At 70.8% G+C, this 15,772-nt stretch carries 9 protein-coding genes; 6 read left to right on the forward strand and 3 right to left on the reverse strand.

All coding sequences use genetic code 11. The features are described from left to right. Positions 1-5 precede the first annotated feature (5 nt). Entirely contained in the window at positions 6-149 is a 144-nt protein-coding gene (locus ACWELJ_RS16770; RefSeq protein ID WP_379103500.1) for a hypothetical protein, read from the reverse strand. Between the two features lie 192 nt (positions 150-341). On the opposite strand from ACWELJ_RS16770, the gene ACWELJ_RS16775 reads away from it, so the two are divergent. The 5 genes from ACWELJ_RS16775 (at position 342) to ACWELJ_RS16795 (ending at position 11,841) form a co-directional block, all read left to right on the forward strand. Then, positions 342-3,977, forward strand: coding sequence for a transglutaminase family protein (locus tag ACWELJ_RS16775; RefSeq protein WP_452367030.1), 3,636 nt, complete (start codon positions 342-344; stop codon positions 3,975-3,977). 23 nt (positions 3,978-4,000) lie between these two features. Next, a complete protein-coding gene (locus tag ACWELJ_RS16780; protein ID WP_452367031.1) occupies positions 4,001-6,907 on the forward strand; it encodes a circularly permuted type 2 ATP-grasp protein in 2,907 nt (968 codons plus the stop codon). Further along, on the forward strand, positions 6,907-7,887 hold the full coding sequence (locus ACWELJ_RS16785; RefSeq protein WP_452367032.1) for a transglutaminase family protein: 981 nt from the start codon (positions 6,907-6,909) through the stop codon (positions 7,885-7,887). The genes ACWELJ_RS16780 and ACWELJ_RS16785 overlap by 1 nt, the downstream gene beginning before the upstream one ends. 199 nt (positions 7,888-8,086) lie before the next feature. Then, the gene (gene leuA, locus ACWELJ_RS16790) at positions 8,087-9,889 is read left to right on the forward strand and encodes a 2-isopropylmalate synthase (protein WP_452367033.1); all 1,803 of its coding nucleotides are present in this window, start codon (positions 8,087-8,089) and stop codon (positions 9,887-9,889) included. A gap of 158 nt (positions 9,890-10,047) precedes the next feature. After that, the gene (locus tag ACWELJ_RS16795; protein ID WP_452367034.1) at positions 10,048-11,841 is read left to right on the forward strand and encodes a MinD/ParA family ATP-binding protein; all 1,794 of its coding nucleotides are present in this window, start codon (positions 10,048-10,050) and stop codon (positions 11,839-11,841) included. A 261-nt stretch (positions 11,842-12,102) separates the two neighbouring features. Here the strand turns inward: ACWELJ_RS16795 and ACWELJ_RS16800 are convergent, their stop codons facing one another. Further along, positions 12,103-13,092: an LLM class F420-dependent oxidoreductase gene (locus tag ACWELJ_RS16800; protein WP_452367035.1), complete on the reverse strand. Its 990-nt coding sequence runs from the start codon at positions 13,090-13,092 to the stop codon at positions 12,103-12,105. A gap of 57 nt (positions 13,093-13,149) precedes the next feature. Further along, positions 13,150-14,049, reverse strand: a complete 900-nt coding sequence (locus ACWELJ_RS16805) for a LysR family transcriptional regulator (RefSeq protein WP_452367036.1) — start codon at positions 14,047-14,049, stop codon at positions 13,150-13,152. A 444-nt stretch (positions 14,050-14,493) separates the two neighbouring features. Between ACWELJ_RS16805 and ACWELJ_RS16810 the strand changes: the two genes are divergently transcribed. Continuing rightward, positions 14,494-15,471 (forward strand): EamA family transporter, encoded by a 978-nt coding sequence (locus ACWELJ_RS16810; RefSeq protein ID WP_452367037.1) that lies wholly within the window; start codon positions 14,494-14,496, stop codon positions 15,469-15,471. The last annotated feature ends 301 nt before the right edge of the window (positions 15,472-15,772 follow it).

The following is a 15,772-nucleotide window of genomic DNA, read 5'->3' on the forward strand; positions in this document are numbered from 1 at the left end:
AGTGGCTAGCCCGCGCGGGTCCGCCGCCCGGTCTCCGCGCAGGCGCAGCCGCCCGCCGCGTCGCCACAGTCGGCGACGAACAGGTGCCGGGCCCGATCGGTGTCGAAGCATTCGGATTCGGTGCATTCCACCGGACCCGCGGCGTGCACGATCAATGTCCCGTGACAGTGATCGAGGGCCGATTCGCATAGTGAGCAACCCACAGGATGCACCGCAACCTCCTTCAGCCGTTCCTACGGTGATAACACTCGCCACCGACAAGCCCGGGAGGACACCGCGTGTCGTCCGAACTGTCGGAAAAACTCCCGCGTGCCGGGGGTCCGCCGTGGTGAACTGGACGGATGGGGATCAAGGTTTCCCTCGAACACCGCACCACCTATTCCTTCGACCGCCCCGTGCGCGTCCATCCGCACGTGGTCCGGTTACGCCCCGCCCCGCACACCCGCACCGCCATCGAGGCGTACTCGATGCGGGTGACGCCGGGGAACCACTGGGTGAACTGGCAGCAGGACGCGTTCGGGAACTTCCTGGCGCGCTTGATCTTCCACGAACCGACACCGGAGCTGTCCATCGTGGTCGGGCTGATCGCCGACATGGACGCCATCAACCCGTTCGACTTCTTCGTCGAGGAACGGGCCGAGCACTTCCCGTTCGAGTACACCCCGCAACTGGCCGCCGACCTGGAGGCCTACCTGCGGCCGGTGGGCGACGGTGAAAACGATGCGGGGCCAGGTGGTCTCGTGCGCGACTGGGTGCGCCGTCACACGCCGCGCGACCGGCCCCGCACCATCGAATTCCTGATCGCGGTGAATCAGGCGCTGCGCCAGGACATCGCGTACACCGTCCGGATGGAACCGGGCGTGCAGACGCCCGGCCACACCCTGCGCGCGGGCCTGGGCTCCTGCCGCGACTCGGCCTGGCTGCTGGTCTCCATCCTGCGCGAATTCGGCCTGGCCGCCCGGTTCGTCTCCGGCTACCTCATCCAATTGGCCCAGGACGTCCCGTCGCTGGACGGTCCGTCCGGCCCGCCCGCCGACTTCACCGACCTGCACGCCTGGACCGAGGTGTACCTCCCCGGCGCGGGCTGGGTCGGCCTGGATCCCACCTCCGGCCTCTTCGCCGGAGAAGGCCACATCCCCTTGGCCGCCACCCCGCACCCGGTGTCCTCGGCCCCCATCACCGGCGCCACCGACCCGGTCAACGCGACGCTCGACTTCTCCAATACGGTCCGCCGTATCCACGAGGACCCGCGAGTCACCCTGCCCTACACCGATTCCCAGTGGCGGCGCATCCGGGCCGCGGGCGCGGCGGTCGACGCCCGCACCACCGCCGCCGGAATCGACCTCACCATCGGCGGCGAACCCACCTTCGTCGCCCTCGACGACCAGACCGCCCCCGAATGGACCACCGAGGCCGACGGCCCCGCCAAACGCGACCGCGCCACCGACCTCGCCGACCGCCTCCGCCGCCTCTACGCCCCCACCGGCCTGCTCCAGTACCGCCAAGGCAAGTGGTACCCCGGGGAACCCTTGCCCCGCTGGGAAATTGCCCTGACCTGGTGTGACGACGGCGAGGCCCTCTGGAGCCGCCAGGATCTGCTGACCCACCCGTGGCCCACGGCCGATGCGGCGCCCGCGCCCGGGCCGGGGCTTGACGACGCCGTGGTGGAGCCCGTACCAGGCACTGCCTCCGCGCTGGGCGGTGCCGAAGGCGCGGGCCGCGGCGGTTGCGATGCCCGGGTCGGTGATCCGCGCCAGGGGATCACAGGGGCGTCGGAGCGCGGTGGCGACCGTGGCATTGCGTCCGAAATGTCTGACTCTGACGGACTTTCGGGCCCACCGGACGGCGCCGTGAACCGGGCAGCTGCCACTCCCGTGGAACGCCCGGGTCCCGCCGACGCCAGGGCCGCGCGTGCGCTGATCAGCCACATCGCCCGGGGTTTGGGTCTGCCGGATGGTCAGGTTCGGCCGGTCTTCGAGGATCCGCTGCGTCGGATGGCGGCGAAAGTCGCTGCACCGTCGGGGGATCCGGTCGGTTCGGAGGAGGATCTCGCGCCGGGCCGGGATTCGGTGCGGGCCCGCCGCGAGCTGCTGGAGCGGCTCGACACCGCGGTCGGCGAGCCCGTCGCCTATGCGCTGTCGATCTATCGCCGCGCCGACGAGGCGGGCTGGGCGAGCGCGGACTGGCGGCTGCGGCGTGGCCGAATCATGTTGACCGAGGGCGATTCTCCGGCCGGATTGCGGCTGCCGTTGGGGTCGGTCACCTGGAACGCGCCGCCGCCGAGCGCGGAGGCGGATCCGTTCGCGCCCCGCAAAGCCTTCGCGTCCGACGAACCCGCGGCCGTGGTCGAGTCCGCGGAGCGGGCGCCCATCTCGGCGCTGGTCGCCGAGATCCGCGCCGGACAGCTGTTCGTCTTCCTGCCCCCGATCCCGGAATTCGGGGCCTTCTGCGACCTCGTCCGCCGGGTCGAGGCGGCGGTGGTCGAGGTGGGCGTGCCGATCGTGCTCGAGGGGTATCCGCCACCGGTGGACGGCAGGCTGCAAACGTTGTCGCTGGCGCCGGATCCGGGCGTGCTCGAGGTGAATGTGCAGCCCACCACCGGGTTCGGTGAGCAGTCGCGGTTGCTGGAGAACCTGTACGAGCAGGCCCGGCTGGCGCGGCTGAGCACCGAGTCGTTCGACGTGGACGGCACCGATCGGGGGACCGGGGGTGGCAATCACATCACGCTGGGCGGCCGGACGCCCGCGCGGTCGCCCTTGCTGCGGCGGCCGGATCTGCTGGTTTCGATGCTCACGTACTGGCAGCGGCATCCGGCGCTGTCCTATCTGTTCTCCGGGCGGTTCATCGGGCCGACCTCGCAGGCGCCGCGGGTGGACGAGGGCCGGGAGGACACGCTCTACGAACTGGAGATCGCGTTCGCCGAGATCGCGCGGTTGAGCCGCGCCGCGCCGGACGACGACGCCGGGGAGTCCGGCGCGCCGCCCTGGGTGGTGGACCGGGCGTTGCGGCATCTGCTCACCGATCTCACCGGCAATACCCATCGCGCCGAGTTCTGTGTGGACAAGCTCTACAGCCCGGACTCGGCGCGCGGCCGGCTGGGTCTGGTGGAGTTGCGGGGTTTCGAGATGCCGCCGCATTTCCGGATGGCCATGGTGCAGTCGCTGCTGGTGCGGGCGCTGGTGCTGCGGTTCTGGGAGCATCCGTACACCGCCCCGCTCATCCGGCACGGCGCGAATCTGCACGGGCGCTATCTGCTGCCGCACTTCCTGCAGGCCGATATCGCCGATGTCGCGGCCGATCTGCGCGCGCACGGTATCGAATTCGAGACCAGTTGGCTCGATCCGTTCTCGGAGTTTCGTTTTCCCCGCTTCGGCACGGTGGTACTCGGGGATATGGAAGTGGAACTGCGCGGGGCGATCGAACCGTGGAACACCCTGGGTGAACAGACCACCGCATCCGGGACCGCCCGGTATGTGGACTCGTCGGTGGAGCGGCTGCAGGTGCGGGTCACCGGCGCCGATCGGGACCGATACGTGGTGACCTGCAATGGCTTCCCGCTGCCGCTGGTCCCGGCCGGACGCGCGGACGTCCAGGTCGCGGGAGTCCGGTATCGCGCCTGGCAGCCGCCGGAATCCCTGCACCCCACCATCACCGTGGACGCGCCCCTGGTCTTCGACGTGATCGATCTGGAGACCGGGCTGTCGCGCGGCGGCTGCACCTATCACGTGAGCCATCCCGGCGGCATGTTCTACGCCGGGCCGCCGGTGAACGCGGTGGTGGCGCAATCGCGGCGCAACCGGCGCTTCGAAGCCACCGGGCACACTCCGGGTCCGGTCGATCTCGCCGATGTGCGTGCCAAAATGGCCATACAGGCGACGGACGTGGGCGCGCCCGGAATACTCGATCTGCGCCGGGCGCGGACAGTATGGGGCGCGGCCGGCGGTCCGCGGGCCCACCCGAACGTCGGCGATCGATAGGCATACCCGGGGAAGTGGTTGCGGTGACAGTGCTCGACGCGGTGCCGCCCGGAGACGCCACGCCGGGAGAACCAGACCGGTGGACCGGGCTGGCGGCGCGCCGCGAGGTGCTCGAGGAATTCGCGAACTACCGCGCCGCCGCGGCCGACACCGGCGCGCGCGACGCCTGCGGGCTCGCCACCGCCGGCTACTACGACGAACTCGCCGACCGGGACGGCCGCCTGCGCGGCATGTGGGCCGACCTGTCCGCCGACGTCCTGGACCAGGGCCGGGAAGGACTGCGGCGCATCGACACCCGGGTCCGGCGGCTGGTCGAGGACGACGGCATCACCTACACCGAACTCACCTCCGCCGCGGAACCCGCCACCCCCGCACCGTGGCGGCTGGACCCGATCCCGCTGCTGCTCTCCGACACCGAATGGGCGACCCTGGAATCCGGTGTGGTGCAACGCTCCCGGCTGCTGGACGCCGTGCTCGCCGATGTCTACGGCCCGCGCCGCACCCTCACCGAGGGCCTGCTGCCGCCGCAGCTGGTCTTCGCCCATCGGGGGTATGTCCGGGCCGCGCACGGCATCTCGCTGCCGGGACGGCACCAGTTGTTCCTGCACGCCTGCGATGTCAGCCGCTGGAGTGACGGCGGCTTCCGGGCGCTGGCCGACTGGGCGCAGGCCCCGTCCGGCGCGGGCTACGCGCTGGCCGATCGCCGCGTCGTGTCCGCCGCCATCCCCGAGGCGTTCGAACTGGCCAGCCCGCGCCCGCTCACCCCTTTCGTGCGGGCCATGCGCCTGATGCTCATCGAGGCCGCGCCCCGCGCCGCCGACGAGGACCCCGTGGTCGTGGTGCTGAGCCCCGGCGTGCATTCCGAAACCGCCTTCGATCAGGCGTATCTGGCGTCGGTGCTGGGTTTCCCGCTGGTCGAGAGCGCCGACCTGGTGGTGCGCGACGGCCGCCTGTGGATGCGATCGCTGGGCACCCTGAAACGGGTCGACGTGGTGCTGCGCCGGGTGGACGCCGAATTCTCCGATCCGCTGGACCTGCGGCCGGATTCGCGACTCGGTGTGGTCGGGCTGGTGGAGGCGCTGCGGCGCGGCGCGGTCACGGTCGTCAACACCCTGGGCAGCGGGCTGCTGGAGAGTCCGGGACTGGCCGCGTTCCTGCCCCGCCTGTCGCGACGGCTGCTGGACGAGGAGCTCACCCTGCCCGGTGTCGAATCCTATTGGGGTGGAGATGATTCCGAACGCTCCCACCTGGCCGCCAACCTGCACCGGCTGATCCTGCGCTCCACCGTCGACGGCGCCACCGTCTTCGGGCCGGTGCTCACCGCCGCCCAGCGCGCGCAATGGCGGGCCCGGGTGGAAGCCGAGGGCTGGAAATGGGTGGGACAGGAGCCCGCGCGGTTCTCCGTCGCGCCGGCGGTGGACGGCTCCGGCGGACTGGTCGCCGCGCCCGTCGCGGTCCGGCTGTTCTCGCTGGCCGGACGGGTCGGATACCGCGTCATGCAAGGCGGATTGGGGCAGCTGCACCAGCGCGGCGGACCCGACGGCATGGTGGGGGAGGCCGCCGCCAAGGACGTCTGGGTCCGGGCCACCCCCGCGGAGGTCCCGGCCGTGCCCGCGGTCGAGGTGCCGGAGGAACGCGAACGCCTGGTGGCGGCCGTCGCCCCGGTCGACGTGGTCAGCTCGCCGCGCGTCCTCGACGATCTGTTCTGGCTGGGCCGCTACGGCGAACGCGCCGAGGTCACCGTGCGCCTGCTCGCCGCCATCCACGACCGGCATCAGGACTACCGCTATCGGCCGTGGCTGGAGGGCGCGGAGGCCATGCCGATCCTGATGGCGGCCCTGGCCCGCATGACCGGCACGGTGCTGCCCGCGCCGACCCGGGCCGGGGTCAAACCGGTGCCGGTGCACGAGGATTCGATCGATCGGCGGTCCGGGAGGCGGCGCCGTCCTGCCGGGCCGAAGTCGCGCGCACACCCGGCAACGCCATCGGGGTCCGCGGCGCAGCCCGGGCCCGAATCCCCAGGTCGGTTCCCATCACAGTCGCTGCCGGAGCCCGCGACCGCCTCGCGGATCTCCCGGCGGCGCGAGTACTCCGACGAACCGACCGTCCCGATCGCTCTGCCCGGCGCTTCCCGCCGGGATCACGACTATCTGGTCTCGCTCACCGTCGACCGTGACGTCACCGGTTCGGTCGCCTTCTCCGTCGAGCGCTACGCCAAGGCCGCCCGCGCCGTCCGCGATCAACTCTCGCCCGACACCTGGATGGTGCTCGGCTCCCTGGATCGCGCCCTGTCGGAATACCGGGCCGCACTGGGTGATCGGGGCGCGGCCCTGTCCGCCGTGCACTCGCGCGCCCTGTCGGCGCTGCTGTCGCTGACCGGCATCGACGCCGAGTCCACGGTGCGCGACACCGGCTGGCACGTCATGGACATCGGCCGCCGCCTGGAACGCGCCCTCGCGCTGGCCGCGCTGATGAGTGCCGCGCTCACCGGCGACCATCCGCCCGAAGCCGGGCGCGTGATCACCGACGCCGTCCTGCGGGCCACCGTCTCCGCGGTGAGTTACCGCCGCCGCCACCGGGATTCGGTCCGCATCGCCGCGGTGGCGGGCCTGCTGCTGTTCGACGAGCACAATCCGCGCTCGCTGGCCTACCAGCTGCAACGTCTGGACGACGACTTCCAGGCGCTGCCCGGCGTCTCCGGATCCGCGCGCCCGCAACGACTCCTGGCCGACGCCCGGCGCATGCTGCGCCGCGTCGACCCGGCCGACCTGGAGGCGGTCGACGCCGACGGCCGCCGCGCCGAGCTGGCAGACCTGCTCGACGGCGTCCACCTGCGGCTGCGCAAGCTCTCCGAATCCTTCGAGGCGACCCGGCTGTCGGTGCCGCTGGACATCCAGCCGCTGTGGGGCAGCACCCGGGTGGTGGGCTGATGCGCCGCTACCGGGTGCTGCACCGCACCGTCTACGAGTACTCCGACGTGGTCAGCAGTTCCTACGGCCGCGCCTATCTGACGCCGCGCGAATTTCCCGGGCAGCGCCTGCTCGCCCATGACACGCGGGTGGACCCGGTGCCGTCGGACCGGTCGGTCGGCACGGACGTGTACGGCAACACCACCCTCTATTTCCACGTCACCGCCGGACACCGCCGCCTCGAGGTCACCGGGGAATCCCTGGTCGAGGTCGCCCCGCCCGCCGTCCCCGCCGCGCAACCACCCTGGGAGCAAGCCCGCCCCGGCGCCGGAAACGGTCCGCTCGCAGTCGAATTCACCCTCGATCTGACCCCGCCCGAGATCACCCCCGAGGTCGCCGCCTACGCCGCCGAGTCCTTCCCGCCCGGCCGGCCCCTGCTGGACGCGGTCCGGGAACTGACCACCCGCATCCACACCGACTTCGCCTACGAATCCGGTTCCACCACGGTCAGCACCAGCGTCGCCGACGTCTTCGCCGAACGCCACGGCGTCTGCCAGGACTTCGCCCGCCTCGGCATCGCCTGCCTGCGCTCGCGGGGCCTGGCCGCCCGCTACGTCTCCGGCTACCTCTCCACCGATCCGCCCCCGGGCAAGGAACGCATGGTCGGCGCGGACGCCACCCACGCCTGGGCCGACGTCTGGCTGCCCGGCGGCGCGGGCCGCGACTCCACGATGCCCGGGCACTGGATCGGCTTCGACCCCACCAACGACCAGTTCGCCGACGACCGCTACGTCACCGTGGCCTGGGGCCGCGACTACGCCGACGTCCCCCCGCTGCGCGGCATCATCTACACCGACGCCCGCGAATCCACCATCACCGTCTCGGTCGACGTGGCCCCGGTCGCGCCCGATGCCGCCCCGGACATGCCAGAAGCCGCCCCGGTCACGCCCGATATCGCCCCCATCTCGCCCGATGCCGGCCCGGCGCCGGCCGCGCGGTGACACACTCGACGATGTGGCCCCCGCCTCCCCTGCTTCCAGGCGTCTATCGCACCCCTGTAAACTCGTGATCATCATGCAGCGGGCACTTCTCCTCGGCCGCCGCGACGGGGTCTGATTCGGACCGGCTCCCGCCGCGGGGATCTGCCGTGCCGGTCTACCCAATAACTGGGATCCAGCCACACCTCGGAGATAAATCGCCATGTCACCCGCTGACGCTTTCGTATCCGGTACGCGCAACATCACCGCGCCGTCCAAGCCCGCGCCCGCTGATCAGCCCGCGTGGAACAAGCAGAAGAACTCCTCCATGCCGGTGTTCCGGTACCGGCCGTTCGCCGAGGAGGTCGAGCCCGTCGAGCTGCCCGACCGCACCTGGCCGGACAAGATCATCGACCGCGCGCCCGGCTGGTGTGCCGTGGACCTGCGCGACGGCAACCAGGCGCTCATCGACCCGATGAGCCCCGCCCGCAAGCGCCGCATGTTCGACCTGCTGGTGCGCATGGGCTACAAGGAGATCGAGGTCGGCTTCCCGTCCGCCTCGCAGACCGACTTCGACTTCGTCCGCGAGATCATCGAGGACGGCGCGGTGCCGGACGACGTCACCATCCAGGTGCTGACCCAGTCTCGTCCGGAGCTGATCGAGCGCACGTTCGAGGCCTGCGCCGGCGCCCCGAACGTGATCGTCCACTTCTACAACTCGACCTCGATCCTGCAGCGCCGCGTGGTCTTCCGCGCGGACCGGGACGCGGTCAAGAAGATCGCCACCGACGCGGCCACGCTGTGCCTGGAGGTCGAGAAGCGGTACCCGGACACCAACTGGCGCTACGAGTACAGCCCCGAGTCCTACACCGGCACCGAGCTGGACTACGCCCGTGAGGTCTGCGACGCGGTCTCCGAGATCATCGCGCCGACCCCCGAGAAGCCGCTGATCATCAACCTGCCCGCGACCGTGGAGATGGCGACGCCCAACGTCTACGCCGACTCCATCGAGTGGATGCACCGCAACCTGGCCCGCCGCGACTCGATCCTGCTGTCGCTGCACCCGCACAACGACCGCGGCACCGCCGTGGCCGCCGCCGAACTGGGCTACCAGGCCGGCGCCGACCGCATCGAGGGCTGCCTGTTCGGCAACGGCGAGCGCACCGGCAACGTCTGCCTGGTCACGCTGGGCATGAACATGTTCTCCCGCGGCGTGGACCCGCAGATCGACTTCTCCGATATCGACGAGATCCGCCGCACGGTCGAATACTGCAACCAGCTGCCCGTCGCCGAGCGCCACCCCTACGGCGGCGACCTGGTGTACACGGCGTTCTCCGGTTCGCACCAGGACGCCATCAACAAGGGCCTGGACGCCATGAAGGCCGCCGCCGACGCGCAGGGCGCGGACGTCGACGACATCGTGTGGGAGGTTCCGTACCTGCCCATCGACCCGAAGGACGTCGGCCGCACCTACGAGGCCGTGATCCGGGTGAACTCGCAGTCCGGCAAGGGCGGCGTCGCCTACATCATGAAGACCGATCACGGGCTGGTGCTGCCGCGCCGCCTGCAGATCGAGTTCTCGCAGGCCGTGCAGAAGATCACCGACGGTGAGGGCGGCGAGGTCACCCCGAAGGAGATGTGGGACGTCTTCTCCGAGGAGTACCTGACCCCGATCCTGCCGTTGGAGCGCATGCGCCAGAAGGTGACTGCGTCCGAGACCGACGGCGGCGTCGACCACATCGAGGCCGTGGTCAAGGTCGACGGTGTCGAGCACGCCATCGCCGGTGAGGGCAACGGCCCGCTGGCCGCCTTCGTCGACGCGCTGGCCACCATCGACTACGACGTGCGGGTGCTGGACTACAGCGAGCACGCCATGTCCTCCGGCGACGACGCCCAGGCCGCGGCCTACGTCGAATGCGCCATCGGCGATCAGGTCACCTGGGGTGTCGGCATCGCCACCTCGATCACCACCGCCTCGCTGCGCGCGGTGGTCTCCGCGGTCAACCGCGCTGCCCGGAAGGCTTGAGTGGCCTGAGCCTCGCGGCACAGCGAAAACGCAGGTAGGAGGGCCCGTCTCGACTTCGTCGAGGCGGGCTCGCCGCGTCCGGGCCGGTCAACAATGCTAGCGTTGGGTCGCAATAGCGCCGAGCTCTCTGTTCGAGCTGTCGAGCAGATGGGGGACACGTGACTACGAAAGATCAGAATTCGACCTCGAAGCCGGTCGTGGCGGAGGACGTCGAAGACATCCTCGACGAGATGGAAGCGGGTGGGCCCGCCGAGGCGACGGAATCCGGTTCCGACTCCGAGGAACAGGCGGCGGGTTTCTTCCCGCCGGTGCCGGATTCGATCGACCAGACCGTGGTGTATCCGGGCAATGGGGGACCCTTCCCGGGACCGCAGGGGCCCGAGGGTCACAACCCGTTCGCGGCCGACGGCCACAATCCGTTTCCGCCGGGTGGGCCCGGACCGTACGGCCCGCCGGGCTTTCCGCCCGCGGGCGGATTCCCGCCGGACGCCGGGCAGTTCGCGCCGCCGCCGAATCCCGTTGTGCCGGGCGGTTTTCCGCCGATCGGCGAGGTGCGGGAGCAGACTCCGTACGGCGAGGTCCGGCAGGAGATCGGCAGCGACGGCATGGTGCGCCGGGTGTTCCCCGAGCAGCCGGGCGGGTTCCCCGAGCAGCCGGGCGAGCCGGGGGAGCCGGGGCACTTCGGCGGTCCCGGGCAGCCGGGGCAGTTCGCGCCCTCCAATGATCAGCCGGGCGGGCCGATCTACAGCTGGTCGCCGCCCCCGGCCGCGCCGCCGCAGCAGCCGCAGCCGCAGGTCGGGTTCCAGCCGGGCTGGAATGCCCAGCAGCAGCCGGGTTTTCAGCCGCAGGGCGGGTTCGGGCAGCAGTACGGGCAGCAGCCCCCGCCGCCCGGGCATTCGGTCAACGACCTCAACCTGTTGAAGCGGGCCCGGCGGGCGCCGGGCAGCGGCTGGCGGCGCGCCGTGCACAAGGCGTCCGGCGGCTACATCAATCCGGGCGAGTCGGCCGCGGACGTGGTGTACCGGCAGCTGGTGGACCGGGTGAACCAGCCGGTGCGCGGGGACTACCGGATCGCCATCCTGTCGCTCAAGGGCGGCGTCGGAAAGACCACCACCACCGTCGGTTTGGGCTCCACCTTCGCGTCGCTGCGCGGTGACCGGGTGATCGCCATCGACGCCAATCCGGACCTCGGGACGCTCGCGCACCGGGTGCCGCGCCAGACCCGCTCCACGGTGCGAAACCTGCTGGAGGACGGGCACATCTCGCGCTACTCGGATGTGCGCGCCCACACCTCGCAGGCTCCCAGCCGACTGGAAGTGCTTGCCAGTGAACAGGATCCGGCGGTATCGGAGGCGTTCTCCGAGGCGGACTACCGCAAGGCCATCGGCATCCTGCAGCAGTTCTACAACATCATCCTGACCGACTGCGGCACCGGCCTGATGCACTCGGCCATGTCCGGCGTGCTGGATATGGCCAGCTCCCTGGTGCTGGTCACCTCCCCGGCCATCGACGGCGCGCGCAGCGCCTCGGCCACCCTGGACTGGCTCGACCACCACGGCTACCACAAGCTGGTGGAGCGAACCGTGGTGGTGGTCAACGCCTCTCGCAAGGGCTCCTCGACGGTGGACCTGGACCAGCTGCGCAAGCTGTTCCTGGACCGCACCCGGGCCGTGCAGGTGGTCCCGTTCGACGACCACTTGGCCGAGGGCGCGGAGATCGACCTCGAACTGGTCGGCAAGCCCACCCGCCGGGCACTGCTGGAACTGGCGGCCATGGTGGCCGACGACTTCGGCTATCAGGCGGCCGCACAGGGATTCCCGCCCCAGCAGGGTGGATTCCCGCCGCAGGGTGGCTACGCGCCCCAGGGCGGTACGCCGCCGCAGGGTGGATTCCCGCCGCAGCAAGGCGGTTTCCCGCCGCAGCCGGGCGGTGGATTCCCGCCGCAGGGCTGACCTCCTTGCATGCTGAGCGCCTTGCACATGCCTGAGCGCTTCGCGGCACACGGCTGAGCTCTTCGCGCCGATCTGAGATCTGCCGGCGAGCTCGGATCCCGGAGACGAACGGAGCCCCGCCGCGACGCGAACAACGAAATGCCCTGCGGTTCAACAGAACCGCGGGGCTTCGTGCATTTCGCTGTGGCTGAGACCGCGGGAGCGGGTGGTTACTCGGGGCGCTGCCGCGGGTCTCCGGGATCTGCCGTAGCCCCGGGCGGGTCAGCCGTGGACCAGGGGCGACAGTGCCCGGCCGGCCAGTTCCACGGTGCCCGCCTCGTGCCCGTTGGTGACCAGGTTGACGATGATGCCGTCGATGCCCTGATCGAGGACCCGCGACTGGATCTGCTCGGCCACTTCGTCGGGGGTGCCGACGAATTGGCGGTCGGCCGGGGAGTTGCGCAGCGCCTCGGTGGGCAGCGCGCCCAGGTCGGTGATGCCGATGCGGGCCAGCATCTCGGCCTGCGTCTTGCGGGCGCGGTCGCCGTCCTCGTCGACGATGACGAAGGCCAGGAAGCTGGTCTCCAGGGTCTTCCGGTCGCGGCCCGCCTCGTCCAGGCGGGCGTGCAGGGCGTCCAGCTTGCGGGGCAGCTCGGAGGCGTTGCAGATGATGTTGAGGTGGTCGGCGAAGCGGGCGGCCAGCCCGAAGGTCTTCTTCTCGCCGCCACCGCCCAGCAGGATCGGCAGATCGTCGCGCACCCGCGGCTCGTTCATGGCGTTGTTCGTGCGGTACCACTTGCCGTCGAAGGTGGAGTGCTCGCCGCGCAGCATCGGGGTGATGATCTCGAGGGCCTCCTCGAGCTTCTCGAACCGCTCGGTGAAGGTACCGAAGTCGAAGCCGTAGGCCTGGTGCTCGAGCTCGAACCAGCCCGCGCCGATGCCGAGCACGGCTCGCCCCCGACTCACCACGTCCAGGGTGGTGACGGTCTTGGCGGTGAGCGCGGGATTGCGGTAGGTGTTTCCGGTCACCAAGGCGGACAACTGGATTCGCTCGGTCGAGGCCGCGAGACCGGACAGTGCGGTGTACGCCTCCAGCATCGGTTCCTCGGGCGCGCCGAGCAGCGGCAACTGGTAGAAGTGGTCCATCACGAAGGCCGCGTCGAAGCCCGCCGCCTCGGCCTCGCGCGCCTGCGCCACCACCGCCGGGAAGAGATCCCGGGGCGCGACCCCGTAGCTGAAGTTCGGCATCTGATACCCGAGTCGAATGCTCATGAGCGCCACGGTAGGACTTGGAGCGCACTCCAAGTCAACACGTGATTTCCGTCCCGGTCATTCAGCCCCGGTGGCGCGGCGGGCGGCGGTCCGGAAGGCGGCGATGACCATGGCGACAGCGGGGCGTTTCTCGGCGTGCGGGCGGGTGGCCAGATCGTAGACGCGGGCCGCGCGCACACCGGCCAGGCGCAGCATGACCAGCTGCGGGTGACGCACGGCGTAGCGGGGCATGAGCGCCACCCCGTACCCGGTCGCCACCAACGCCTCGATCACGCCGAATTCGTTGAGCCGTTGGGTAATTCGCGGCTGTACCCCGGTCACCGTGGCGATCGACCGCAGCACGTCGTCGACCGGGAAGCCGGTGCGCACGCTGATCCAGGTCTCGTCGGCCAACTCCGCGGGCACCACCGCGCCCTGTCGCGCGAGCCGATGGTCCGGCGCGACCACGACATCGATCGGCTCTCGCATCAGCACCCGTGAGGACACCCGCGGCCCGCCGAGTGACGGCGCGCGCTCGTCCCGATGGGTCAGCACCACGTCGTAATCGGCGAGCAAGCGCGGCACCTCACTGGGCGGCACGTCCTCGTCCCGGGCCTCCACGTCCACGCCACTGTCCTCGAGTTCGGCGAGCACGTGCGGAAGCAGCAGCGCCGCGCCGGAGGGAAACAGCGCCACCCGCACCCGCCCCCGCGGTGACCCGCGATACTCGGCCATCTCCGTGACCGCCCGTTCCATCGCCGCGAGCACTTCATCGGCCCGCACCACCAGCGCCCGCCCCGCATCGGTCAGCCGCACCCGCCGCCCGTCGGGCTCCAGTAAGGCCACGCCCGCTTCCCGGGCCAGCACCTTGAGCTGCTGCGACACCGCCGAGGGCGTCATCGACAGGGCCTCGGCCACCGCGGCGACCGTCCCCCGATCCGCGAGCTCCCGCAGGACTCGCAGCCGTTCGAGCGACATCAGGGGCCCTTCGGTCCGTGCGGGGCCGGACTCTGGCGGCACGACCCCACGGCCCGGCCCGGTCCGGTCGGCGGGGGACTTCGCGGCTCCACTCGCGCCTGCGCTGCTCGCGGGCCCGGGGGCGGCGTCGCCGCGCCCGGTCGGTGCCACGCGTCGCGCGCGAGCCGGTGCGGCACCCGCGACGGTCGCCGGAGCGGGGTTGTCGAGGTCAGGCTCTGCCGGGGCGCCGCCCTTGCGGGTTCGAGCGGGGTCTGCGCTCGGGGCGGTGCTGCCGGTTCGCGCCGCGGTGTCCGACCGGGTCGTGGCGGGGGTGTCTCGGGGGACGCGGCGTGGGGGCGGGACGGAGCGGGGCGGGTCGGGCTGCGGCACGGTTAATTTCTACTACATCGTTGGTGCAGAATTATTCGATTGTTCTTACTTATTAGCGCCAGCAATATTTTCGGCATGACCAATCGCGATCGACTGCTCGGGCTCGGTGTCGTGGTGCTGTGGGGGTTGAACTTCCTGGCCATCCATGTCGGGCTGGAGCATTTCCCGCCGTTCTTCTTCGCGGGGCTGCGTTTCGCGGTGATCGCGATTCCGGTGCTGATCTTCGTGCCGCGGCCGCGGGTGCCGTGGAAGTGGCTGCTGCTGTACGGGATCGGGTTCGGAATTCTGCAGTTCGCCTTCCTGTTCACCGCGTTGCGGGCGGGGATGCCGACCGGGTTGTCCTCGCTGGTGCTGCAGTCCTCGGCGCCGTTCACGGTCCTGCTGGGCGCGGTGTTCCTGCGGGAACGGCTGCGGGGCATCCAGTTGGCGGGGATCGCGGTGGCCATGGCCGGGATGGCGATCATCGGCTGGGATCGGGCGCAGCATGCCGTACTGCTGCCGCTGCTGCTGACCCTGCTGGGTGGATTGGGCTGGGCCTTCGGCAATATCGGGTCCCGCCTGGCCGCGGCCTCGTCCGAGAACGTGAAGCCGCTGCACCTGACCTTGTGGATGGCCGTGGTGCCGCCGATCCCGATGTTCGCGTTGTCGGCGCTCACCGAGGGGGCGAGCACGGGCTGGAACGACCTGATCGCGTCGTTCTCCGCGACCGGGTGGCCCGCTTTCGCGGCCCTGGCCTACATCGTGGCGCTGGGCACCATCGCGGGTTCGGGGCTGTGGACGTATCTGATGAGCCGCTATCCGGCGAGCACGGTGGCCCCGCTGTCGCTGGCCGTGCCGGTGGTGGGGATCGCCGCCTCGTGGGCCTTCCTGCGCGAGACGCCATCGGCGTTGTCCCTGGTCGGGGCGCTGATCGTGATCGCGGGCGCGTTCACCGCGACCTCGGCGGGCCGCCGGGTCCCGGCGGCCGCGGTCGAGGCCGCCACGCCCGGGCCTATTCGACACACCGGGACGACACACCGATCAATTCAGAACCCCACGCTCGTCGACGCCTAGCTGAGCAGTCTGGTTTGTTGCTGTTCGCCCGAATTGCAAACCTTTGGGATGAAAATTTCCACCCCAACCGACCATCTGTCTGCGACAGCTCCATAGGATGCTGACCAGGCGTGGGAGGTAACGGGTATGGCAGGACAGCGTTTGTCCGTCACGCGGCGATCAGTGCTGCGTGGAGCAATGGCGGCCGGGGCGTTGGCGGGAGTCGGCGCCCACGCCGGAACCGAGGTGGTAGCCGTCGCCCATGATCAGCTTCTTCTCCTCGCGGGGCAGCGGGATGGCGTTGAAGGTGTCGGTGGGGGTG

Source organism: Nocardia sp. NPDC004582 (assembly GCF_053602115.1).